This is a genomic window from Streptomyces sp. NPDC046122 (assembly GCF_056429965.1).
The window spans coordinates 806745-828219 of record NZ_JBWKLQ010000001.1 but is presented as its reverse complement, the minus strand read 5'-3'; the positions used below and the strand labels follow the sequence as shown (position 1 = coordinate 828219).

21 protein-coding genes are annotated in these 21475 nt (G+C 71.0%); 7 read left to right on the top strand and 14 right to left on the bottom strand.

Annotated elements, in window-relative coordinates; translation table 11 throughout:
• The first annotated feature begins 100 nt into the window (after positions 1–100).
• From AC07FK_RS03600 to mgt, 4 genes are all read left to right on the top strand, one after another.
• Complete coding sequence (locus tag AC07FK_RS03600; RefSeq protein WP_479102144.1) at positions 101–1018, top strand: carbohydrate ABC transporter permease; 918 nt, start codon at positions 101–103, stop codon at positions 1016–1018.
• Positions 1015–1854 (top strand): carbohydrate ABC transporter permease, encoded by an 840-nt coding sequence (locus tag AC07FK_RS03595; protein WP_479102143.1) that lies wholly within the window; start codon positions 1015–1017, stop codon positions 1852–1854. Before AC07FK_RS03600 ends, AC07FK_RS03595 begins: the two co-directional genes overlap by 4 nt.
• A complete protein-coding gene (locus AC07FK_RS03590) occupies positions 1854–3245 on the top strand; it encodes an ABC transporter substrate-binding protein (RefSeq protein ID WP_479102141.1) in 1392 nt (463 codons plus the stop codon). The genes AC07FK_RS03595 and AC07FK_RS03590 overlap by 1 nt, the downstream gene beginning before the upstream one ends.
• Positions 3246–3310: 65 nt before the next feature.
• Positions 3311–4513 (top strand): macrolide-inactivating glycosyltransferase, encoded by a 1203-nt coding sequence (gene mgt / locus AC07FK_RS03585; protein WP_479102139.1) that lies wholly within the window; start codon positions 3311–3313, stop codon positions 4511–4513.
• 230 nt (positions 4514–4743) lie between these two features.
• Here the strand turns inward: mgt and AC07FK_RS03580 are convergent, their stop codons facing one another.
• Positions 4744–7014 (bottom strand): MMPL family transporter, encoded by a 2271-nt coding sequence (locus AC07FK_RS03580; protein ID WP_479102137.1) that lies wholly within the window; start codon positions 7012–7014, stop codon positions 4744–4746.
• Positions 7015–7395: 381 nt separating this feature from the next.
• On the opposite strand from AC07FK_RS03580, the gene AC07FK_RS03575 reads away from it, so the two are divergent.
• Complete coding sequence (locus tag AC07FK_RS03575; protein ID WP_479102136.1) at positions 7396–8595, top strand: S8 family peptidase; 1200 nt, start codon at positions 7396–7398, stop codon at positions 8593–8595.
• 76 nt (positions 8596–8671) lie between these two features.
• Positions 8672–9223 (top strand): DUF1697 domain-containing protein, encoded by a 552-nt coding sequence (locus AC07FK_RS03570; RefSeq protein ID WP_479102134.1) that lies wholly within the window; start codon positions 8672–8674, stop codon positions 9221–9223.
• Between the two features lie 38 nt (positions 9224–9261).
• Here the strand turns inward: AC07FK_RS03570 and AC07FK_RS03565 are convergent, their stop codons facing one another.
• On the bottom strand, positions 9262–10047 hold the full coding sequence (locus AC07FK_RS03565) for an aldo/keto reductase (protein WP_479102132.1): 786 nt from the start codon (positions 10045–10047) through the stop codon (positions 9262–9264).
• Between the two features lie 60 nt (positions 10048–10107).
• Between AC07FK_RS03565 and AC07FK_RS03560 the strand changes: the two genes are divergently transcribed.
• Positions 10108–11112: a ketopantoate reductase family protein gene (locus AC07FK_RS03560; RefSeq protein WP_479102130.1), complete on the top strand. Its 1005-nt coding sequence runs from the start codon at positions 10108–10110 to the stop codon at positions 11110–11112.
• Between the two features lie 68 nt (positions 11113–11180).
• Here AC07FK_RS03560 and AC07FK_RS03555 read toward each other — a convergent pair whose 3' ends face one another.
• The 12 genes from AC07FK_RS03555 to AC07FK_RS03500 all read right to left on the bottom strand — a co-directional run bounded on the left by AC07FK_RS03555 (position 11181) and on the right by AC07FK_RS03500 (position 21420).
• Positions 11181–11942 (bottom strand): sirohydrochlorin chelatase, encoded by a 762-nt coding sequence (locus tag AC07FK_RS03555; protein WP_479102128.1) that lies wholly within the window; start codon positions 11940–11942, stop codon positions 11181–11183.
• Between the two features lie 5 nt (positions 11943–11947).
• On the bottom strand, positions 11948–12850 hold the full coding sequence (locus AC07FK_RS03550) for an ABC transporter permease (protein WP_479102126.1): 903 nt from the start codon (positions 12848–12850) through the stop codon (positions 11948–11950).
• Positions 12837–13631 carry an ABC transporter ATP-binding protein gene (locus AC07FK_RS03545; protein ID WP_479102125.1) on the bottom strand — a complete coding sequence of 265 codons (795 nt, stop codon included), beginning with the start codon at positions 13629–13631 and terminating at the stop codon, positions 12837–12839. Before AC07FK_RS03545 ends, AC07FK_RS03550 begins: the two co-directional genes overlap by 14 nt.
• A gap of 42 nt (positions 13632–13673) precedes the next feature.
• Entirely contained in the window at positions 13674–14786 is a 1113-nt protein-coding gene (locus AC07FK_RS03540; RefSeq protein WP_479102123.1) for an aliphatic sulfonate ABC transporter substrate-binding protein, read from the bottom strand.
• A 233-nt stretch (positions 14787–15019) separates the two neighbouring features.
• Positions 15020–16357 carry a sulfate adenylyltransferase subunit 1 gene (locus tag AC07FK_RS03535; protein ID WP_479102121.1) on the bottom strand — a complete coding sequence of 446 codons (1338 nt, stop codon included), beginning with the start codon at positions 16355–16357 and terminating at the stop codon, positions 15020–15022.
• A gap of 2 nt (positions 16358–16359) precedes the next feature.
• Positions 16360–17298: a sulfate adenylyltransferase subunit CysD gene (gene cysD / locus AC07FK_RS03530; RefSeq protein WP_479102119.1), complete on the bottom strand. Its 939-nt coding sequence runs from the start codon at positions 17296–17298 to the stop codon at positions 16360–16362.
• Positions 17295–17870, bottom strand: coding sequence for an adenylyl-sulfate kinase (cysC, locus tag AC07FK_RS03525; protein ID WP_479102118.1), 576 nt, complete (start codon positions 17868–17870; stop codon positions 17295–17297). The genes cysD and cysC overlap by 4 nt, the downstream gene beginning before the upstream one ends.
• A complete protein-coding gene (locus AC07FK_RS03520; protein WP_479102116.1) occupies positions 17852–18547 on the bottom strand; it encodes a phosphoadenylyl-sulfate reductase in 696 nt (231 codons plus the stop codon). Before AC07FK_RS03520 ends, cysC begins: the two co-directional genes overlap by 19 nt.
• Positions 18544–18723, bottom strand: coding sequence for a hypothetical protein (locus AC07FK_RS03515; protein WP_479102114.1), 180 nt, complete (start codon positions 18721–18723; stop codon positions 18544–18546). Before AC07FK_RS03515 ends, AC07FK_RS03520 begins: the two co-directional genes overlap by 4 nt.
• Positions 18720–20417 (bottom strand): nitrite/sulfite reductase, encoded by a 1698-nt coding sequence (locus tag AC07FK_RS03510; RefSeq protein WP_479102112.1) that lies wholly within the window; start codon positions 20415–20417, stop codon positions 18720–18722. The genes AC07FK_RS03515 and AC07FK_RS03510 overlap by 4 nt, the downstream gene beginning before the upstream one ends.
• 193 nt (positions 20418–20610) lie before the next feature.
• Positions 20611–20694, bottom strand: a complete 84-nt coding sequence (locus AC07FK_RS03505) for a putative leader peptide (protein WP_355250053.1) — start codon at positions 20692–20694, stop codon at positions 20611–20613.
• A 156-nt stretch (positions 20695–20850) separates the two neighbouring features.
• Complete coding sequence (locus AC07FK_RS03500; RefSeq protein ID WP_479102111.1) at positions 20851–21420, bottom strand: GNAT family N-acetyltransferase; 570 nt, start codon at positions 21418–21420, stop codon at positions 20851–20853.
• Positions 21421–21475: the final 55 nt, after the last annotated feature.

Sequence of the window (21475 nt, the reverse complement as noted above, 5' to 3'; positions counted from 1 at the left end):
CAGGTGGGGTTGACGAACCGACGACCCGTCAGCACGATGACGGGGGCCGCCGGGGCGGCCGGAGACCCGAACGGCCGAGCCGCCCGAAGGAGTCGAATCCGTGACAGCACAGACCGCGAAGGCGCGGTCCGGCACAGGTTCCGGCAACCGCGCGGACCACGGCGCCTGGTTCCTGGTGCTGCCCGCCCTCATCCCGATCCTCGTCCTCAGCGTGGGCCCGCTTCTCTACGGCATCGCCCTCGCCTTCACCGACTCCCAGTCGGGCCGCACCACCGCCACTCAGTGGACCGGCCTGCTGAACTTCCAGGACCTGCTGCACGACACGCTGTTCTGGGACTCGTTCCGGATCGGACTGCTGTGGGCGGTCGGCGTCACCGTGCCCCAGTTCCTGCTGGCGCTCGGCCTCGCCCTCCTGCTCAGCCAGAAACTCCGCTTCCGCTGGCTGGCGAGGGCGCTCGCGATCATCCCCTGGGCCATGCCCGAAGTGGTCGTCGGCATCATGTGGCGCCTGGTCTACCACCCCGACGCCGGAATCCTGAACGAGACCGTCCGCGACCTGGGCCTGGGCGACGGGCGGGACTGGCTGACCGGCCTCGCCACCGCCCTGCCCGCCGTGATCCTCGTCGGCGTCTGGGCCGGCATGCCGCAGACGACGGTCGCCCTGCTCGCCGGCCTCCAGAACACCCCGCACGAGCTGCACGAGGCCGCCGCCCTCGACGGCGCGGGGGCATGGCGCCGCTTCCGCACCGTCACCTGGCCCGCGATCAAGCCGGTCGCCCTCGCCATCACCGCGCTCAACTTCATCTGGAATTTCAACTCGTTCGCGCTGGTCTACGTCCTGACCAACGGCGGCCCCGGCGGGCGCACCCGCCTGCCCATGCTCTTCGCGTACGAACAGGCCTTCCGCTACGGGCAGTTCGGCTACGCCGCCGCCATGGGCTGCGTCATGGTAGCGGTGATCTCGGTGATGCTCGCCCTCTACCTCGTGGGCCGTCTGAAGGGAGGGGACGACCAGTGACGCTCCGCACCCGCAGGTCCGCACGCGCCGGCCAGTACCTCGCGCTGCTCGCCTATCTGGTCTTTCTCGCCTTTCCCTTTCTCTGGCTCGTCTCGACGGCCTTCAAGCCGCCGCGCGAGCTCGGCTCCCTGCACCCCACCTGGGTTCCGGAGATCCCGACCCTCGCCAACTTCCGGCAGGCGTTCGGCGAACAGCCCCTGCTCGAAGCGGCGCTCAACAGCCTTGTCGCCGCGTTCTCGGCAGCCCTGATCGCGGTCGTCGTGGCGACCCCGATGGCGTACGTCATGGCCCGTCACCGCAGCAAGCTCTCCGCCGCCGCCACCGGCTGGGTCGTGGTCAGCCAGGCGTTCCCCTTCGTGCTGGTGATCATTCCGCTCTTCCTGATCCTCAAGAACCTGCACCTCATCAACTCCCTGGTGGGCCTCGTCATGGTGTACGTCGTGTGGTCGCTGCCCTTCGCGCTCTGGATGCTGGTCGGCTACGTCAGGGCCGTGCCGCGCGAGCTGGAGGAGGCCGCAGCCGTCGACGGCGCGAGCAGGTTCCGCACGCTCGTCTCCGTCACCGCCCCGTTGCTGGCCCCCGGCATCGTCGCCACCGCGCTGTTCGCGTTCATCACGGCGTGGAACGAGTTCTTCTTCGCGCTGGTCCTGCTCAAGACCCCTTCGCAGCAGACGCTGCCAGTCGTTCTCACCCACTTCCTCGGCGCCGAGGGTGTGGCGGACCTCGGGCCGCTCGCCGCGGCGGCCTTCCTGGCGACACTGCCCTCCCTGGTCGTGTTCGCTCTCATCCAGAGGCGGATCACGGGCGGCATGACGGCCGGGGCGGTGAAGGCGTGATGCGACGTATCGCCCACCTGACGAAGCACACGAAGCGCACGAAGCCCACCGTGCCCGCGCGGTGCACGGAGCCCCCGAAGCGCACGAAGTCCGGCAGGCCCGCGCGGTTCGCCGTCGCGGCCGTCGCGCTCGCGCTGCTGCTCGCCGGCTGCTCGGGCGGCGGTGGCGGCGACCGCGACGCCGACGGAAAGGTCACCCTCCGCTTCCAGTCCCTCGCCTGGCAGAAGGAGTCCGTCGACGCCAACAGGGAACTCGTCGACGAGTGGAACGCCGCGCACCCCGACGTCCGCGTCGAGTACGTCCAGGGCAGCTGGGACAGCGTCCACGACCAGCTCCTGACGTCCTTCGAGGGCGGCGAGGCGCCGGACATCATCCACGACGCCTCCGACGACCTCGCGGACTTCGCGTACGGCGGCTACCTCGCCGATCTGCGCGACCTGCTGCCCGACCGGCTGCGGAACGACATCCCGCGGCGCAGCTGGCAGACGGCGACGTTCGGCGAGGGCGTGTACGGCGTGCCGTTCCTCCAGGAGCCGAGGGTCCTCATCGCGAACGAGAAGATCCTCAAGGCGTCCGGGGTGCGTGTCCCGACCGCCGGGAACCCATGGACCTGGCCGGAGTTCCGGCAGGTCGCGAAGAAGCTGAGCGACGCCGACGGCGACAAGTACGGCGTTGCCTGGCCGCTGAAGGACCCCGTCTCGGCCACCCTGAACCTCGGGCTCTCGGCGGGCGGGCAGCTCTTCCACCGGGGCGCCGACGGCAAGGTGGAGGTGCGCTTCACCGAGGGCGACGGCGTCGTCCCCGGCACGATCCGCGACCAGGTCAACGCCGACCGGAGCGCGTCGGCCGCCACCCTCGGCATGGGCGGCTCCGACACCCTGCCCGGCTTCTTCGGCGGCAAGTACGCCATGGTGCCGCTCGGGTTCTCCTACCGGCAGCAGATCGTCCAGCAGGCGCCCGAGGGCTTCGCGTGGAAGGTGCTGCCCGCCCCGGCGGGCGCCGGCGGCCCGGCGCAGGGGGTGAGCCCCCAGACCCTCTCGATCGCGCAGGACAGCCCGTACAAGGAGGAGGCCATGGAGTTCATCGACTTCTTCCTCCGTCCCGCCAACATGGCGCGTCTCGCCAAGGGTGACTGGATGCTGCCGACCGGCGCCGCCGCGCTCAAGGACCCCGCCCTGCGCGCCGAGAAGGACGGCTGGGCGACCGGCGCCGCACTCGCCGAGCACCTCGTACCGGCCCCCGCGCAGTCCGTGCGCGGCTATCCCGAGTGGAAGGACAAGGTGGCGACGCCCGCCTACCAGGAGTACTACAGCGGTGCGATCGACGCCGAGGAACTGGAGAAACGCCTGGTCGAGGACGGAAACCTGGTGCTCGCCCGGTATCAGCGCTGACCGCAGGCCGGCCGGTTCGGCGCAATAGGTTGCACGAGACGTATCGTCTCGTTTAATCTCGGCGCATGACCTCACGCCCGCGTGCCCACATCGCCATGTTCTCCATCGCCGCCCCCGGGCACGTGAACCCGAGCATCGAAGTGATCCGGGAACTCGTCGCCCGGGGCCACCGCGTCTCGTACGCGATCCCCCCGTCCTTCGCCGGCAAGGTCGCCGTCACCGGTGCCGACCCGGTGATCTACACCTCGACCCTGCCCACGGAGGACGAACCGGAGGGCTGGGGCACCGAGTTGATCGACAACATCGAGCCGTTCCTGAACGACGCCGTCCAGGCGCTGCCACGGCTGGCCGAGGCGTTCGCGGGCGACGAGCCGGACCTCGTCCTCCACGACATCACCTCCTATCCGGCGCGCGTCCTCGCCCACCGCTGGGGCGTGCCCGCCGTCTCGCTCTCCCCGAACCTCGTGGCCTGGGAGGGCTACGAGGAGGAGGTCGCGGGGCCGGTGTTCGCCGAACTGAAGCGGTCCGAGCGCGGCCGGGCGTACTACCGGCGCTTCCGCGCCTGGCTCGACGAGAACGGCCTGGAGGACCTGGACCCCGACCGCTTCGTGGGCCGCCCGTCCCGCAGCCTCGTCCTGATCCCCAAGGTCCTCCAGCCGCACGCCGACCGGGTCGACGAGTCCGTCCACACCTTCGTGGGCGCCTGCCAGGGCGACCGCGCAGACCAGGGCGACTGGAAGCGCCCGCCCGGCGCGGAGAAGGTCCTGCTGGTGTCGCTCGGTTCGGCGTTCACCAAGGTGCCCGCCTTCTACCGGGAGTGCGTCAAGGCGTTCGGCGACCTGCCCGGCTGGCACGTGGTGCTCCAGATCGGGAAGTTCGTGGACGCGTCGGAGCTCGGTGAGGTGCCCGCCAACATCGAGGTGCGCGACTGGGTGCCTCAGCTGGCCGTCCTCGGGCAGGCCGACGCCTTCATCACCCACGCGGGAGCCGGCGGCAGCCAGGAGGGGCTCGCCACCGGTACGCCGATGGTCGCCGTCCCGCAGGCCGTCGACCAGTTCGGCAACGCCGACATGCTTGTCTCACTGGGCGTCGCCCGCCGGATCGACACCGAGGAGGCGACCGCCGAGACCCTGCGGGCCGCCGTCCTCGGCCTCCTCGACGACCCGGAGGTGGCCCGCAGGGCGCGGGAGATCCGCGCGGGCATCGCAGCCGAGGGAGGCGCCGCGCGCGCCGCCGACCTCATCGAGGCCGAACTGCCCACCGTCTGACCTCCCCACGCCCGACCGGATACCGTCCCCCTTGATCGTCCGAGCCGTACCTGGGGGGGCAACAGCAGTGAGACGAGAAGACGGGGAAGCGCCAGGAGTTGCTGCTCGTCAAGGACGACGGGCACTGGTGGATCGCCCTCGGGGACGGGGACCCGGCGGCCGGCATGTGAACGGGCGGCGGCCCGCGCAGCACGTGTGGTGCGCGGGCCGCCGCCGTGCGTCGTCCCTCCTCAGACGCGTACGGGCTCCGACTCGTCCCGCGCCGGTTCGGGCGGCGGCGGGGGCGCCACCGCCGACTCGTCGTGGGTCAGGTCCGGCAGCCACCGCAGCCACGCGGGCAGGTACCAGTTGCGCTCGCCGAGCAGGGCCATGACCGCCGGCAGAAGGACGCCCCTGATGACCGTGGCGTCGATGAGGACGGCCGTCGCGAGGCCGACGCCCATCTGTTTCATCGACTGCATCGAGAGCGTGCCGAAGATGGCGAACACCGCGACCATGATGACCGCCGCGCTCGTCACCACACCCGCCGTCGTCACCACGCCGTGCGCGATGGCGTCCCGGGTGGTCCTGCCCCGCATCCGCGCCTCACGGATCCGGGAGACGACGAAGACGTGGTAGTCCATCGAGAGCCCGAAGAGGATCACGAAGAGGAACAGCGGCAGCCACGAGATGATCGCGCCCACGCCCTCCGCGCCCACCAGTGACGCGCCCCAGCCGTGCTGGAAGACGGCGGTCAGGATTCCGTACGCCGCCCCGACCGACAGCAGGTTGAGCACGATCGACGTGGCGGCGATCGTCAGCGACCGGAAGCAGAGCAGCATCAGCAGGAACGCGAAGACCACGACGAACACGAACACCGGCACCACCGCGCCGACGATCTGGTCGTTGAAGTCCTTCGAACCGGCCACCTGCCCGCTGATCGGCGCCTCCACGCCCGCGACTTCGCCCAGGGTCCGGGGCCGCACCTCGTCACGCAGCAGCTCCAGGCTCTTCTCCGCCCGGTCCTGATCCGATCCGCCGACCAGCGGCACGTCGATGATCGCGATGTTCTCCTCCGCGTGCGTGACGACCTCCACCGGCCCCTGCGAGGCGCCCGACGACACCGCCCGCTCCCGGAACTCCGCGATGGCGCGGCGCACCGGAGGGGCGTCGATGTCGTCCGCCTTCACCACGACCTCGGCCGGGTCCGCGCCGCCCGGGAAGGCCGCGTTGAGCCTCTCGTACGTACGGACGATCGGCACCGAGTCGCCGAACTCCTGGTCCAGGGTGAGGTTCTGCGTCTTCATGCCGACCGCCGGCGCCGCGATCGCGACGAGCAGGCCGACCGCCAGCACGAGCGACAGCTTCGGCCTGCGCAGGACGCGCGTCAGCACCGCACGCCAGAAGCGGCTCTCGCCGTTGACGCCGCCGCGCTTGAGCCGCCCGATCAGCGGCACCCGGCCCTTCTCGACGCGCTCGCCCAGCAGGGAGAGCAGCGCGGGCAGCACGGTGACCGAGCCGACCATCGCCACCGCGACGACCATCAGCGAGGCGAGCCCCATCGCCTCGAACTCCGCGAGCCCGGTGAAGAGCATCCCCGCCATCGCCACGCACACCGTCACGCCGGAGACGATGACGGCCCGTCCGCTGGTGGCCGCCGCGATCCGCAGGGCGGTCTGCGGATCGTGTCCGGCCTCCCGCTCCTCGCGTTCGCGCCGCAGATAGAACAGGCAGTAGTCGACGCCGACCGCCAGACCGACCAGCAGCATCACGGAGTTCGCCGTCTCGCTCATCGGCTGGACGTGGCTCACCACGCCCATCAGACCCATCGTCGCCACGATCGCGGTGATGGCGAGGGCGACCGGCAGCAGTGCGGCGACGAGCGCGCCGAAAGCGATCAGCAGGATGCCCAGGGCGACCGGCACGGCGGAGAGTTCGGCCCGCTTGAAGTCCTCACCGAAGGCGTCGTCGAAGGTCTTGTTCATGCTGGCGCTGCCGATCTCCTCGATCACCAGCCCCCGGTGCTCGGCCTGGACGCCCGCCACGGCCTTCAGGACCGGCTCGACCCGTTCGCCGGCCGTACCGGCGTCGCCGCGCAGGGTGAACTGCACGAGCGCGCTGCGGCCGTCCTTGGAGATCGTCCCCGTGTCGTACGGCGATGTGACCCCGGCCGCTTCACCGGTGCCCTCGACGGCGGTCATCACCGCTTCCACGGCGCGGCGGAACTCCGGGTCGTCGCTGGTCGTTCTCCCGGTGTCCGACTGGATCAGCACGCTCTCGCCCGCAGGTTCGTCGAGTCCCGCCTCCTCGACGATGCGCATCGCCGTGCCGACCTCGCCGGACAGCTGCTGGCTGTCCTTGACGTCGACCCGGCCCATCGCCGTGCCGAGCCCCATGGCCAGGACGACGAAGAGCACCCAGATGCCCACGGCCGCCCACCGGTGCCTGGCGCTCCATGCTCCGGCCCGGGCGGCGATCCCCCCGGCGGCGGAGCCTCCCGCCGTACTTCTTGCCTTCCCCATGACCGGCCGCCCCCTTGTGTGTCAGCGGTCGCGGCACCGCGCCGCCACCTCCACCTCCGACGCTAGGGCGACGGGCGTCCGGTCTCTTCCTGCGCGGTGCCGACCCGCCTTCCGGGCGTCTCCACCCTCCGACAGGGTCCGTCTCCTCACTGAGGTGGAAGAGGGAGACACAAGCCCCCTACATGTAACGGCAGTTGCGGCCGGCTGCCCGACTTGGGGCGCGCTGACCTTTTTCTTATTACGAAACCTTGTTGAGTAAGTAACAGGCGCATGTAGGTCTTGATCTGAGCGCGTCAATCCGTCAGGGTTTCGAGCCAGCCCCCGGAGATCTTCCGGTCCGGAGGTCAATCCCCCCACATTTTGACGAGGAGACCCCTCTACATGGCAGTTCACAAGCGCGCCGGCCGTCTGAAGCTCACCGCGGCGATAACCGCCGTAGCGGCGGCGGCCGGAGTGACCGTACTCAACTCGTCCTTCGCGGGAGCGGCGCCCGCCGCCCAGGGCCACGTCTACGGAACCGACGCCAAGGGCGCCGTCGCCGGCAGCTACATCGTGATGCTGGACGAGAAGGCCGACAAGCGGGACCTGGCCAAGGAGTACGGCGGCAAGCTCCGGCGGAACTACAGCTCGGCCATCAACGGCTTCTCCGCAAGCGGGCTTTCGGAGACCGAGGCCAAGCGCCTCGCCGCCGACCCGTCCGTCGCCAAGGTCGTCCAGAACAAGAAGTTCACGATCAACGCGACGCAGGAGAACCCGCCCTCCTGGGGCATCGACCGCATCGACCAGGCCGACACCGCGGGCGACAGCAAGTACAGCTACCCGGACAGCGCGGGCGAGGGCGTCACGGCGTACGTCATCGACACCGGTGTCCGCGTCTCGCACAAGGACTTCGAGGGCCGCGCGAGCCACGGCTTCGACGCCGTGGACAACGACGACTCCGCCGACGACGGCAACGGCCACGGCACGCACGTCGCCGGAACCATCGCCGGCGCCGCGCACGGCGTCGCCAAGAAGGCGAAGATCGTCGCGGTCCGCGTCCTGGACGACCAGGGCTCGGGCACAACCGAGGGCGTCGTCGCCGGCATCGACTGGGTCACCAAGAACCACCAGGGCCCGTCCGTCGCCAACATGAGCCTCGGCGGCGGCGCCGACGAGGCCCTCGACGAGGCGGTACGCAAGTCCATCGCCTCCGGCGTCACCTACGGCGTCGCGGCGGGCAACGAGTCGAGCGACGCCGGCCAGGGCTCGCCGTCCCGCGTGAAGGAGGCCATCACGGTCGCCTCCAGCACCAAGGACGACGCCCAGTCCGACTTCTCCAACTTCGGCGCGGTGGTCGACATCTACGCGCCGGGCTCGGACATCACGTCCTCGTGGAACGACAGCGACGAGGGCACGAAGACCATCTCCGGCACGTCCATGGCGACCCCCCATGTCGTCGGCGCCGCCGCGGTCTACCTCGCCGGCCACAAGGACGCCACCCCGGACGCCGTCGCCAAGGCGCTCACCGACGGCGCCACCGCCGAAAAGATCGGCAACCCGAGCGAGGGCACCCCGAACAAGCTGCTGAAGGTCGTCGAGTAAGGACAGGGCTCCAGCACCGGACGGGCGGTCGTCGTACTCTCCCCCACGGGGTGCGGCGGCCGCCTATCGTGTGCCCATGACCACGACGTACGCCGCCCTGCTGCGCGGAATCAATGTGAGCGGGCACAAGAAGGTGCCCATGGCCGAGCTCCGGGAGCTGCTCACGGGGCTCGGCCACCGGGACGTCGTCACCTACCTCCAGAGCGGCAACGCCGTCTTCACCACCGACGGGGAGGACTCCGAGGACGAACTGGCCGCCGCGCTCGAACGGGCCGTCCAGGACCACTTCGGGTTCACCGTCGACTGCCTGGTCCGCAGCGGCGCGTACCTGGCGGCCGTCGCCGACGCCTGCCCCTTCCCGGCCGCCGGGCTGGAGGGCAGACAGCTGCACGTCACGTACTTCTCGCACCCCGTCACCCCCGACCGGTTCACGTCCGTCGACCCGGCGGCGTATCTCCCCGAGGAGTACCGCCTCGGGGACCGCGCCCTCTACCTGTACGCGCCGAACGGGCTCGGCCGCTCCAAGCTCGGCGAGGCACTCGCGCGACCGGCCCTCCTCAAGGGCCTCAGCGCGACCACCCGCAACTGGAACACGGTGGCGAAACTCGTGGAGCTGACCAAGGCATGACCGCACGGCCGGTCGGGCGCGGGTGCCTCCGGCCGTTTTCACAGTGCGGCCATCTCCTCCGCGCTCAGGAGCAGGGCGGCCGCGTCCAGGTTGTCCTCCAGGTGGGCGAGGGAGGCCGTGCCCGGTGTCGGGCACAGCACCGGTGAGCGGTGCAGCAGCCAGGCCAGGGCGAGCCGGCCGCGTCCCCCCAACTCGCCGTTGGCCAGCGGGAACCAGGGCAGGAACGCGATGCCGCGCGCCTCGCAGAGGGCGAGGACGTCCTCGGACGACCGGTCCACGAGGTTGAAGCGGTTCTGCACCGACGCGATCTCCGTCAGCGCGAGCGCCTCCTCCAACTGTCCCACGGTGACGGAGTCGAGACCGATGTGCCGGATCTTGCCCGCCGCGCGCAGCTCGTCCAGCGCGCCGAGCTGCTCGGCCATCGGCACGGCCGGATCGAGCCGGTGCAGCTGGTACAGGTCGATGGTTTCGGCCCGCAGCCGCCGCAGACTCGCGTCGCACATCGCCCGCAGGTCCTCGGGCCGCCCCGCGATGTGCCAGGCGTCGGCGCTCGTACGGACCACCCCGCCCTTCGTCGCGACGACCAGCCCGTCCGGGTAGGGGTGCAGCGCCTCGGCGACCAGCTCCTCCGCCAGGCCGGGCCCGTAGTTGTCCGCCGTGTCGATGAGGGTGACGCCGCGCTCGACCGCCCGCCGCAGGACCGCGAGAGCGTCCGCGCGGTCGCCCCGCGGACCCCAGTAACCGCGCCCGGTCAACTGGGCCGTGCCGAACCCGAGACGGCGTACCGGCAGGTCGCCGCCGATCGTGAAGGTGTCCGAGATCATGTACGGGACGCTACTCCGTGCCCCCTGCACCCAGCAGCGGGGTGTGGCAGGCTCCGACGCATGCGCTACGTCATCATCGGGGCAGGGGCGGTCGGGGGCACCATCGGCGGGCGGCTGGCCGAAGCGGGGCACGACGTCGCACTCGTCGCGCGCGGCGCGCACTACGAGGCACTGCGCGCCGGAGGACTTCGCCTGACGACGCCGGAGGGCACGCGAACACTACGACTGCCCGTCGTGCGGGCCCCGGACGGGCTGGGCCCGGAACTCCACCCCGACGACGTACTGGTCCTGGCGGTCAAGACCCAGGACAGCACGGCCGCCCTCGACGCGTGGAGCGCACGGCCCGTGGCCGGCGGCGGTACGGCGGGGGAGCGGCTGCCCCTGGTATGCGCGCAGAACGGCGTGGAGAGCGAACGCCTCGCGCTGCGCCGCTTCCGGCACGTCCACGCCATGTGCGTCTGGCTGCCCGCGACCCACACCGAGCCGGGATCCGTCTCCGCCAGCGGTACGCCGCTGTCCGGCATCCTGCACCTCGGCCGCTACCCGTCCGGCACGGACGAGACCGCTCGGCGGATCGCCGCCGACCTGGAGGAGTCGCGGTTCCTGGCACCGGTGGTGCCGGATGTGATGCGGTGGAAGTACGCCAAGCTGCTGAGCAATCTGGCCAACGCGATCGAGGCCGTCTCGGGGCCTCTCGAGAGCGCGGAGGCGAAGGCGATCCTGCGGCGCGCGCTCGCGGAGGGACAGTCGGTCCTGACGGCGGCGGGCATCGAGGCCGCGTCCCCGGCGGAACAGGCCGCAGCGCGCGACGGCCGGATCACGCTCGTACCGCTCGACGGGACCGAGCGGGGCGGCGGGTCGTCGTGGCAGAGCCTCAGCCGGGGGACGGGCACGATCGAGGCGGACTACCTGAACGGGGAGATCGTCCTGCTGGGCCGGCTCCACGGCGTCCCGACCCCGGTGAACGAGGCGCTGCGGCGCATCGCGAACACCTGGGCCCGCGAGCGGCGCGCACCGGGATCGCTGACGGCGGCGCGACTGACGGCCCTGGTGGACGCGGGCTGACGGTCCCCGGCCCGCAGGGCCCGTGCCTCGCAGCCCGTCGGTCGGCCGTACGAGCGGGGCAGGCGGGGTTACGCGCTGACCGCCGCCAGGCGGACCGGTACCCGGGCCTCGTCGTAACGGCCCAGCAGCAGGCGGGCCACTTCCGGGCACGCGCCCAGGACCTCGCCCAGGATCTCCGCGCCCGACTCCCGTGCCCCGCGCGCGATCCGGTCCGGGAGGAAGCCGGGGGCGACGACGTACGGGGCGACGGCCACCCGCCGCACCCCGAGGGCCGCCCGTACGTCCAGTACCGCGTCCTGCGTACGGGGAAGAGATGCGGAGGCGAACGCAGGCCGCACGGCGCACCAACCGGTGTACCGCAGCTCCCGCGCGATTTCAGCGATCACTGCGATCGCCTCCGGGTCCGAGGAGCCCGCCGAGGCCAGAACGACCCCGGTCGAGCTCTTGTCACCGGGCGTGAGCCCGGCTTCGTACAGCCGCCGCTCCAGCGCGGTGAGCAGCAGCGGCGACGGGCCGAGCACCTCCGCCTGGTGGATCCGCAGCCGGGGCAGCCGCGCCGACGCCTCGTGCAGCACGGCGGGGATGTCGGCCTTGGCGTGGAAGGCGCGGGTCAGCAGCAGCGGGAGGGCCACCACGTCCCGTACGCCCTCGGCCGCGAGGCCCTCCAGGACCTGGGGCACCGCCGGCGCGTTGAAGTCCAGGAAGCCGGTCTCCACGCGCAGCCCGGGCCGCAGCGACCGCACGCGCGCCACGAGGGCGTGCACGGTCGCGGCGTGCCGCGGATCGCGGCTGCCGTGGGCTATGACGAGGAGGACCGGACGACGGAACATGGTGATCAGCCCTTGGTCAGCAGGCCACGGCTGCGCAGCACGCGGCGCTCCAGCGGGGAGAAGAAGAGCAGGTCGATGCCGATGCCGACGATCAGGATCAGGATGATGGTCGCCAGCACACCCGACATGTCGCTGTACGTACGGAAGTTCTCCATCAGCTGCCCGAGGCCCGTGCCCAGGTCCGGCGAGTTGGCGATCAGCTCGGCGGCCATCAGCGAGCGCCACGAGAACGCCCACCCCTGCTTGAGACCGGCCAGGTACCCCGGCAGCGCGGCGGGCAGCAGGACGTGCCGGATGCCGTTGACGCCGGTGGCGCCGATGGTGCGGCCGGCCCGCAGGTACAGCGGCGGGATCTGGTCGACGCCGGCGACCAGACCGTTGGCGATCGACGGTACGGCGCCCAGCAGGACCACCGCGTAGATCGTCGCGTCGGTCAGACCGAACCAGATGATCGCCGCGGGCACCCAGGCCACCGAGGGCAGCGACTGGAGGCCCGACAGGATCGGCCCGATCGCCGCCCGGACCACCTTCACCCGCGCCACCAGCAGGCCGAGCGGCGTGCCGATGGCGACGGAGACGGCGAAGCCGAGGGCGCCGCGCGAGATGCTGGTCCAGATGTACCCGAGCAGCGTTCCGTCGAGCCACATCTGCTCGACCGAGTGCCACACGTCCACCGGGCCGGGCAGCACATAGTCCGGCTTGAGGTCGGACGCCGCGGCGAGCTGCCACAGGGTGACGACCAGGGTGATGGCCACCAGCGGCGGCACCACCTTGGACAGCAGTATCCGCCCGAGGCCGACGCGCTCGGCGGACTGCTTGGTCTCCAGCGCGTCCAGGCCCGCCTCCAGGCCGGCGAGGTCGTTCTTGGGAGCCGTCTCCCGCGTGTCGGTCGTTTCAGTGCTGGCCATGTCGACGGATCTCCCCCCGCAGCTGTTCGGTGATCTCTACGGACAGGTCGGCGACCGCGGAATCCTCGATCCGGCGCGGCTGCGGGATGCCGACCTGCCACTCGCGCGCGATGCGTCCCGGCCGGGACGACAGCAGCACCACGCGCTCGGCGAGGCGGACGGCCTCGCGGACGTTGTGGGTGACGAAGAGGACCGAGACGCTGGTCTCGGACCAGATGCGGGTGAGTTCCTCGTGCAGTACGTCGCGGGTGATGGCGTCCAGCGCCGCGAACGGCTCGTCCATCAGCAGGAGGTTGCTGTCCTGCGCGAGCGCACGCGCCAGGGCGACGCGCTGGCGCATACCGCCGGACAGCTCGTGCACCCGCTTCCCGTACGCCCCGTTCAGCCGTACGAGCTGCAGCAGCCGCTCCGCCTCGCCGCGGCGCTCGGACTTCGCCATGCCCCGCATCTTCAGGGCCAGTTCGATGTTCTTGCCCGCGGTCAGCCACGGGAAGAGCGCGTGCTCCTGGAACATCAGGGCGGGCCGGCCGCCGGGCACGTCGATGGTGCCGGCGGACGGGCGGTCGAGCCCCGCGACCAGGTTGAGCAGGGTGGACTTGCCGCAGCCGGAAGCCCCCAGCAGGGTCACGAACTCGCCCGGCGCGACGTCGATGCTGATGTCGTCCAGTACGAGCTGCTGTGCGCCGGGCCGGCCGAACGACTTCGACACGTGGTCGATCCGTGCGGCGTACTGCGCCGTGTCTACGGGCGCGGCGGCCTGCTTGACGAGTGTGGTGGCCATGAGCCTCACCTCCTGAGGGCGTTCCGGTTGCGGGAAGGGCGGTTACTTCGTACCGAGTCCGGCGTCCGCGACGGCGGGCTGCTTCTGCGCCTTCAGCACCTTGTTGAGGAGCGTCAGGTCGTAGATGCCGTCGAGCACCGGGTCCTTGAGGAGCCCGGCCTTCACCGCGTGGCCGGCCTCGTCCCGCAGCGTCGTGGCGAGCGGGTCGTTGGTCGTCTCGACGTTCTTGAACGCGGGGTCGAGCACCTCGGCCGGCAGCTCCTTGCCGGAGTCGGCCTTGAGCTTCGCGTTGACGGCGGCCTTCGCCTCGTCCGGGTTGGCCTTGATCCAGTCGTTGGCCTTCACCGAGCCGCGCAGCACGGCCTCGACGACGTCCGGGTGCTCCTTGAGGAACTTCTGGGAGACGATCACGTTCGTGATGACGAACTTCCCGTCCTTCCAGAGCTTCTTCTCGTCCAGCAGCACCTTGCCGCCGCTCGCGACCAGCTTGGACGCGGTGGGCTCGGGCACCCACGCGCCGTCCAGCGAGCCGGACTCGAAGGAGGCCGGGATCTCCTTGTTGTCCTGGCGGATGACGCTGACGTCGCCCTTGCCCGTGTTCGGGTCGACCTTCAGACCCTTCTCCGAGAGGTAGTTCAGCAGCGCCACGTCCTGGGTGTTGCCGAGCTGCGGCGTCGCGATGCGCTTGCCCCTGAGGTCGTCAAGGGACTTGATCTTCTCGGGGTTCACGACGAACGAGACGCCGCCGGAGGCCGACCCGGAGACGATCCGCAGGTTCTGCCCCTTGGACTTGGTGAATCCGTTGATCGCGGGGGAGGGGCCGATCCAGCCGATGTCGATGGCGCCCGCGTTGAGCGCCTCGATCTCCGAGGGGCCCGCGTTGAACACCTGCGGCTTGACCTGCGTGCCGCCCAGTTCCTTCTGGAAGAGGCCCTTCTGCAGGCCCACCAGGGCGGTGGCGTGGGTGACGTTGGCGAAGTAGCCGATCCGCACCTCGTCGACGCCGCCGATCTTCCGGCCCTTGGCGACGGGGGCGGTCTTGTCGTCCTTCTCGGCCTTCGAGCCGTAACCGCAGGCGCCCAGCGCGCCGATCAGCAGCGGCAGGGCGGCGGCAGCGGCGAGGCTGCGGCGAAGGGTGGTACGCGGGGCATGCACGGGAGGTGGTCCTCTCGGTGGCCCGGGGGCACGTCCCTCACCTGTGGCGGGGCGTGTCCGGGAAGTCGGCAGGTCTTCGTCGGTACAGCGGAAAGTGGAGCTGCAGGGCGCGCGGGCAGTGCGCGTACGTCATCGGGCACATCGCGCCACGCCGCCCGTTCCCGCACCGAGGGAACCGCTGCCGACGCGGCCGCCCTCCTTGGCGAACAGCCCGTACATGTCGAGAGTCATGATCAGAAGTCCCAGCCCTCGTCGTCCGCCGCGGGCTTCACGGCCTCGGCGGCGAACGAGTCGCCGGCCATGCCGGCCGCCAGCGTCGTGCCGTCCGCCGGGTCGATCAGCAGGAACGACCCGGTGCGGCGCGAGTCGCGGTACGCGTCGAGCGCGAGCGGCTCGGCGGTACGGACCTTCACCCGGCCGATGTCGTTGGCGACCAGGCGGCCCGGGTCCGGATGCTGAGACAGGTCGTCCAGCGTCAGCCGCGACGGGATGTCCTTGACGATCGCCTTGACCGTGCGGGTGGTGTGCTTGAGCAGCACCCGCTGGCCCACGGTGAGCGGCTGGTCCGCCACGTGGCAGACGGTCGCCTCGACGTCCTGGGTGGTGCGCGGCGCGGAACCGCTCGGCGCGATCAGGTCGCCCCGCGAGATGTCCAGGTCGTCGGTGAGCGTGACCGTCACCGACTGCGGCGCCCAGGCGATGTCGACCGCCTCGCCCAGCGCGTCGATGCCGCTGATCGTCGACGTACGGCCCGACGGGAGCACCGTCACGGCCTCGCCCACGCGCAGCGCGCCGGACGCGATCTGACCGGCGTAGCCCCGGTAGTCGGGGTGTTCGGCGGTCTGCGGGCGGATCACGTACTGGACCGGGAAGCGGGCCTTGCAGCTCGCCAGGTCGTGGCTGACCGGCACGGTCTCCAGGTGCTCGAGCACCGTGGGGCCGCCGTACCAGTCCATGTTCGCGGAGGGCTCCACGACGTTGTCGCCGGCCAGCGCCGAGATCGGGATCGCGGTGATCTCCGGGACGCCCAGCGAGGCGGCGTACGCCGTGAACTCCTCGGCGATGGCCGCGAAGACGGGCTCGGCGTACTCGACGAGGTCCATCTTGTTGACCGCGAGCACCACGTGCGGGACGCGCAACAGGGCCGCGACCGCCGCGTGGCGGCGGGTCTGCTCGACGACGCCGTTGCGGGCGTCGACCAGCACGACCGCCAGCTCGGCGGTGGACGCGCCCGTCACCATGTTCCGGGTGTACTGCACGTGCCCGGGGGTGTCGGCCAGGATGAACCGGCGGCGCGCGGTCGCGAAGTAGCGGTACGCCACGTCGATGGTGATGCCCTGCTCGCGCTCGGCCCGCAGGCCGTCGGTCAGCAGCGCCAGGTCCGGCGCCTCCTGGCCGCGCTTGAGGGAAGCCGCCTCGACGGCCTCCAGCTGGTCGGTGAGGATCGACTTGGAGTCGTGCAGCAGCCGCCCCACGAGGGTGGACTTGCCGTCGTCGACGGAACCGGCCGTCGCGAAGCGCAGCAGGGTGGTGGCCGACAACTGCTCGGTCAGGCCAGTGGTGGTGGTCATGGTTAGAAGTACCCCTCGCGCTTGCGGTCTTCCATCGCGGCCTCGGACATCTTGTCGTCGGCGCGGGTCGCGCCCCGCTCGGTGAGCCGGGAGGCGGCGATCTCGGCGATCACGGCGTCGAGCGTCGTGGCGTCGGAGTCCACGGCGCCCGTGCAGGACATGTCGCCGACCGTGCGGTAGCGGATCAGCCGCGTCTCGACCTGCTCGTGCTCCTTGGGGCCGCCCCACTCGCCCGCCGTCAGCCACATGCCGTTGCGCGCGAAGACCTCGCGCTCGTGGGCGTAGTAGATGGCCGGGAGTTCGATCTTCTCGCGGGCGATGTACTGCCACACGTCCAGCTCGGTCCAGTTGGACAGCGGGAACACGCGCACGTGCTCGCCCGGCGCGTGGCGGCCGTTGTAGAGCTGCCACAGCTCGGGGCGCTGGCGGCGCGGGTCCCACGCGGAGAACTCGTCGCGGAGCGAGAAGACCCGCTCCTTGGCGCGCGCCTTCTCCTCGTCGCGCCGCCCGCCGCCGAACACCGCGTCGAAGCGGTGCTGCTGGATGGCCTCGGTCAGCGGCACGGTCTGCAGCGGGTTGCGCGTGCCGTCGGGCCGCTCGCGCAGCTTTCCGGCGGCGATGTACTCCTGCACGGACGCGACGTGCAGCCGCAGCCCGTGCTCGGCGACGGTGCGGTCGCGGTACTCCAGCACCTCCGGGAAGTTGTGCCCGGTGTCGACGTGCAGCAGCGAGAAGGGGACCGGCGCCGGCGCGAACGCCTTGAGCGCCAGGTGCAGCATGACGATCGAGTCCTTGCCGCCGGAGAACAGGATCACCGGCCGCTCGAACTCGCCCGCCACCTCGCGGAAGATGTGGACGGCCTCGGACTCCAGGGCGTCCAGGTGGCTGAGCGCGTAGGGGCTGTCGGTGCCCTCGTTGACGCTGGTGGCGGTCGTCGTCATGCCAGACCCCTTTCGGTGAGCAGCGCGTGCAGCGCGGCGGCGGACTCCTGCACCGTCTGCTGGTGCGACTCGATCCGCAGGTCGGGCGACTCGGGAGCCTCGTAGGGGTCGTCGACCCCGGTGAGCCCGGAAATCTCGCCGGCCGCCTGCTTGGCGTACAGACCCTTCACATCGCGTACGGAGCACACGTCCACCGGCGTGGCGACGTGCACCTCCAGGTACGCGGTGCCCTCGCTCTGGTGGCGCTTGCGGACGGCCTCGCGGCTGTCGGCGTACGGCGCGATGACGGGTGCCAGGGCCAGCACGCCGTTGCGGGCGAGCAGTTCGGCGACGTAACCGATCCGCTGGACGTTGGTGTGCCGGTCCTCGCGGCTGAAGCCGAGGCCCGCCGAGAGGAACTCGCGGATCTCGTCGCCGTCCAGCACCTGGACACGGCGGCCTTCGGCCTTCAGCCGTCCGGCCAGCTCGTAGGCGATGGTGGTCTTGCCGGCGCTCGGCAGACCCGTGAGCCAGACAGTGGCCCCAGTCACGTGGTTCTCCTGATCGTTCGTCATCAGCCGTGCAGCCCGCATTCCGTCTTGTTGCGCCCCGCCCAGCGGCCGGCGCGGGCGTCCTCGCCCTCCTCGACCCTCCGGGTGCAGGGGGCGCAGCCCACGGACGCGTAACCGTCCATCAGCAGCGGGTTGGTGAGGACCCCGTGCTCGGCGACGTACGCCTCCACGTCGTCCTGCGTCCAGCGGGCGATCGGCGAGATCTTGACCTTCTGCCGCTTCTCGTCCCAGCCGACGACCGGGGTTTTCGCCCGGGTCGGGGACTCGTCGCGGCGCAGGCCGGTCGCCCAGGCGCTGTAGCCCTTCAGACCGTCCTCGAGGGGCTTGACCTTGCGCAGGGCGCAGCACAGGTCGGGGTCGCGGTCGTGCAGCTTCGGCCCGTACTCGGCGTCCTGCTCCTCGACGGACTGCCAGGGCAGCAGCGTGATGACGTTGACGTCCATGACGGCCTCGACGGCGTCCCGCGTCCCGATGGTCTCCGGGAAGTGGTAGCCGGTGTCGAGGAAGACGACGTCCACGCCGGGCTTGGCGCGGGAGGCCAGGTGGGCGACGACGGCGTCCTCCATGGAGGAGGTCACGCAGAAGCGGTCGCCGAAGGTGTCGGCGGCCCACGTGAGGATGTCCAGGGCGGAGGCCTCTTCGAGGTCCCGCCCGGCCTGTTCCGCCAGTGACTTGAGATCTTCCTGAACCGTGGTCATATATCGTCCCCTCCGCCGTCGTTGCGCCGAACCCCACGGGCGAGCAGCCCGAGGAACTTCAACTGGAAGGCGCGGTTGCACGCCGCGCATTCCCACGCGCCGTGACCGGTCTCGTTGGGCCGCAGGTCCTCGTCGCCGCAGTACGGGCAGTGGAACGGCGCCGCGCGCTCGCTCACGACAGGTCACCGTCGCTCGCCCGCGCCGCCCAGGTGGCGAAGCGCTCGCCGTCCTCGCGCTGCTCCTGGAAGCGGAGCAGGACGCGCTCGACGTAGTCGGGCAGCTCGGCCGAAGTGACCTTCAGGCCGCGCACCTTGCGGCCGAAGCCGGCCTCCAGACCGAGCGCGCCGCCCAGGTGCACCTGGAAGCCCTCGACCTGGTTGCCGTCGGCGTCCAGGACCAGCTGCCCCTTGAGACCGATGTCCGCCACCTGGATACGGGCGCAGGCGTTCGGGCAGCCGTTGATGTTGATGGTGATGGGCTCGTCGAACTCCGGGATGCGCCGCTCCAGCTCGTCGATGAGCGAGGCGCCGCGCGCCTTCGTCTCGACGATCGCGAGCTTGCAGAACTCGATGCCGGTGCAGGCCATCGTGCCGCGCCGGAACGGCGAGGGCGTGACCCGCAGGTCCAGCGCCTCGAGCCCGGCCACCAGCGACTCGACCTGCGCCTCTTCGACGTCGAGCACGATCATCTTCTGCTCGGCGGTGGTGCGCAGCCGGCCCGAGCCGTGCGCGCCGGCCAGGTCGGCGATCTTCGTCAGCGTGGCGCCGTCCACGCGGCCGACGCGCGGGGCGAAGCCGACGTAGAAACGGCCGTCCTTCTGCTTGTGCACGCCGAGGTGGTCGCGCCAGGTGCCGGTGGGCTGCTCGGGCGCGGGGCCGTCGACGAGCTTGCGCTCGAGGTACTCGTCCTCCAGGATCCGGCGGAACTTCTCCGGGCCCCAGTCGGCGACGAGGAACTTCAGGCGGGCGCGGGTGCGCAGGCGCCGGTAGCCGTAGTCGCGGAAGATACCGATGACGCCGCCGTAGACGTCCGGCACCTCGTCCAGCGGCACCCAGGCGCCGAGGCGGACACCGAGCTTGGGGTTGGTGGAGAGCCCGCCGCCGACCCACAGGTCGAAGCCGGGCCCGTGCTCGGGGTGGTCCACGCCCACGAAGGCGATGTCGTTGATCTCGTGCGCCACGTCGAGCTGCGGCGAGCCGGACACCGCGGACTTGAACTTGCGGGGCAGGTTCGAGAAGTCCGGGTTGCCGATGAAGCGGCGCTGGATCTCGTCGATGGCGGGGGAGCCGTCGATGATCTCGTTCTCGGCGATGCCCGCGACGGGCGAGCCGAGGATCACGCGGGGCGTGTCACCGCACGCCTCGGTCGTCGACAGCCCGACCTCTTCCAGCCGCCGCCAGATCTCCGGCACGTCCTCGATCCGGATCCAGTGGTACTGGACGTTCTGCCGGTCCGTGAGGTCGGCGGTCCCGCGCGCGAACTCCTGCGAGATCTCGCCGATGACGCGCAGCTGCTCGGTGGTCAGCCGGCCGCCGTCGATGCGCACGCGGAGCATGAAGAACTCGTCGTCCAGCTCCTCCGGCTCCAGGATCGCGGTCTTGCCGCCGTCGATCCCGGGCTTGCGCTGGGTGTAGAGACCCCACCAGCGCATGCGTCCCCGGAGGTCGTTGGGGTCGATGGAGTCGAATCCCCGCTTGGAGTAGATCGTCTCAATGCGTGTCCGCACATTGAGACCGTCGTCGTCCTTCTTGAACTGCTCGTTGCCATTGAGGGGGGTGAAGTGACCTACGGCCCACTGACCCTCGCCACGGTGGCGTCCGGCCTTGCGGCGGGGCGTGACGGTAGCGGGCTTGTCCGGCGTGGCGGCCATGGTTGTTCGTCCTTCTCTGGCGGCTCAAGGGGGTGGCGGATCGCGCCGGCCGTCCCCTATGACCTGCGAAAAGCCGGTCGGACACGACAGATCGGAGCGCTTCGCCCAAGGGGCGGAGCACCCGTGCGCATCGGGGTGGCCGGCTCGTCCGCGACGGCGGGGACGGCTGAGTGGGTCCGGTGGTGCTGTGCTGTCAGCCCACCGGACAGATGGCGCTGGACATGCGGCCGAGGTCGACGTGCCGCCGACTCACCAAGGCAACTCCAGCTGAAGACATGACGGAAGCGTGTCACGCGGATCTCCGGCCAGTCCACCACCGCCCACAATGTGGACAAGACTGTCTCGCATCGCGAGAAGGTGTGTCACCGGTCACTTCTGCGGGCCGCTCGCCCGGGCCGCTTCCGAGGGCCGCTGCCCGGCCGCCCCCGGTCGTTCAGGCGCGCGCTCCGGGCCACGGCCCCGGCGTCCGTACGTCCGCTTCCTCGGCGGTCTTCGTCTCGAAGAGCCGGAATCCGCGGCGCAGGTAATTGTCCATGGCGTGCGGCCCGTCCTTGCTGCACGTGTGCAGCCACACCCGCTTCGTCGCGGGGCGTCCCGGCCACCGCTCGGCGAGGTCCCACGCGCGCGCCACGCCGTAGGACAGCAGATGGCCGCCGATCCGCCGCCCCCGGAAGGCGGGGATCAGACCGAAGTACATGATCTCCACGACGCCCTCGTCCTGCGGGTCCAGCTCCACGTACCCGGCCGGAGTGCCGTTCTCGTACGCGACCCAGGTCTCGACGCCGGACCGCTCCAGCGCCTCCTGCCACTGCGCGTACGTGAGCCCGAGCCGGTCCGTCCACCGGATGTCGCCGCCCACCGCCGTGTAGAGGAAGCGGCTGAACTCGGGGGAGGGGATCTCCGCCCGGACGATCCGGACGTCACCCCGCGGCTCGGCGGCCGGCCGCAGATCGTCGGGTGAGGTCTGTTCCAGGGACCAGGTGGTCACGGTGACGGTGCTCATGCGGCAAGCGAACCACGGGCCCGGGCCCTGGCCAAAGCGGGACGCGTGCGGGATG

Coding starts and splice junctions, on each gene's coding strand:
- cysC (WP_479102118.1), bottom strand. CDS start 17,870: ATGCGGGCTGCACGGCTGATGACGAACGATCAGGAGAACCACGTGACT.
- AC07FK_RS03570 (WP_479102134.1), top strand. CDS start 8,672: ATGACCACGACGTACGCCGCCCTGCTGCGCGGAATCAATGTGAGCGGG.
- AC07FK_RS03505 (WP_355250053.1), bottom strand. CDS start 20,694: ATGTCTTCAGCTGGAGTTGCCTTGGTGAGTCGGCGGCACGTCGACCTC.
- AC07FK_RS03580 (WP_479102137.1), bottom strand. CDS start 7,014: ATGGGGAAGGCAAGAAGTACGGCGGGAGGCTCCGCCGCCGGGGGGATC.
- AC07FK_RS03590 (WP_479102141.1), top strand. CDS start 1,854: ATGCGACGTATCGCCCACCTGACGAAGCACACGAAGCGCACGAAGCCC.
- AC07FK_RS03520 (WP_479102116.1), bottom strand. CDS start 18,547: ATGACCACGGTTCAGGAAGATCTCAAGTCACTGGCGGAACAGGCCGGG.
- AC07FK_RS03550 (WP_479102126.1), bottom strand. CDS start 12,850: ATGGCCAGCACTGAAACGACCGACACGCGGGAGACGGCTCCCAAGAAC.
- AC07FK_RS03555 (WP_479102128.1), bottom strand. CDS start 11,942: ATGTTCCGTCGTCCGGTCCTCCTCGTCATAGCCCACGGCAGCCGCGAT.
- AC07FK_RS03545 (WP_479102125.1), bottom strand. CDS start 13,631: ATGGCCACCACACTCGTCAAGCAGGCCGCCGCGCCCGTAGACACGGCG.
- cysD (WP_479102119.1), bottom strand. CDS start 17,298: ATGACGACGACCGCCACCAGCGTCAACGAGGGCACCGACAGCCCCTAC.
- AC07FK_RS03500 (WP_479102111.1), bottom strand. CDS start 21,420: ATGAGCACCGTCACCGTGACCACCTGGTCCCTGGAACAGACCTCACCC.
- AC07FK_RS03535 (WP_479102121.1), bottom strand. CDS start 16,357: ATGACCACCACCACTGGCCTGACCGAGCAGTTGTCGGCCACCACCCTG.
- AC07FK_RS03560 (WP_479102130.1), top strand. CDS start 10,108: ATGCGCTACGTCATCATCGGGGCAGGGGCGGTCGGGGGCACCATCGGC.
- mgt (WP_479102139.1), top strand. CDS start 3,311: ATGACCTCACGCCCGCGTGCCCACATCGCCATGTTCTCCATCGCCGCC.
- AC07FK_RS03575 (WP_479102136.1), top strand. CDS start 7,396: ATGGCAGTTCACAAGCGCGCCGGCCGTCTGAAGCTCACCGCGGCGATA.
- AC07FK_RS03510 (WP_479102112.1), bottom strand. CDS start 20,417: ATGGCCGCCACGCCGGACAAGCCCGCTACCGTCACGCCCCGCCGCAAG.
- AC07FK_RS03565 (WP_479102132.1), bottom strand. CDS start 10,047: ATGATCTCGGACACCTTCACGATCGGCGGCGACCTGCCGGTACGCCGT.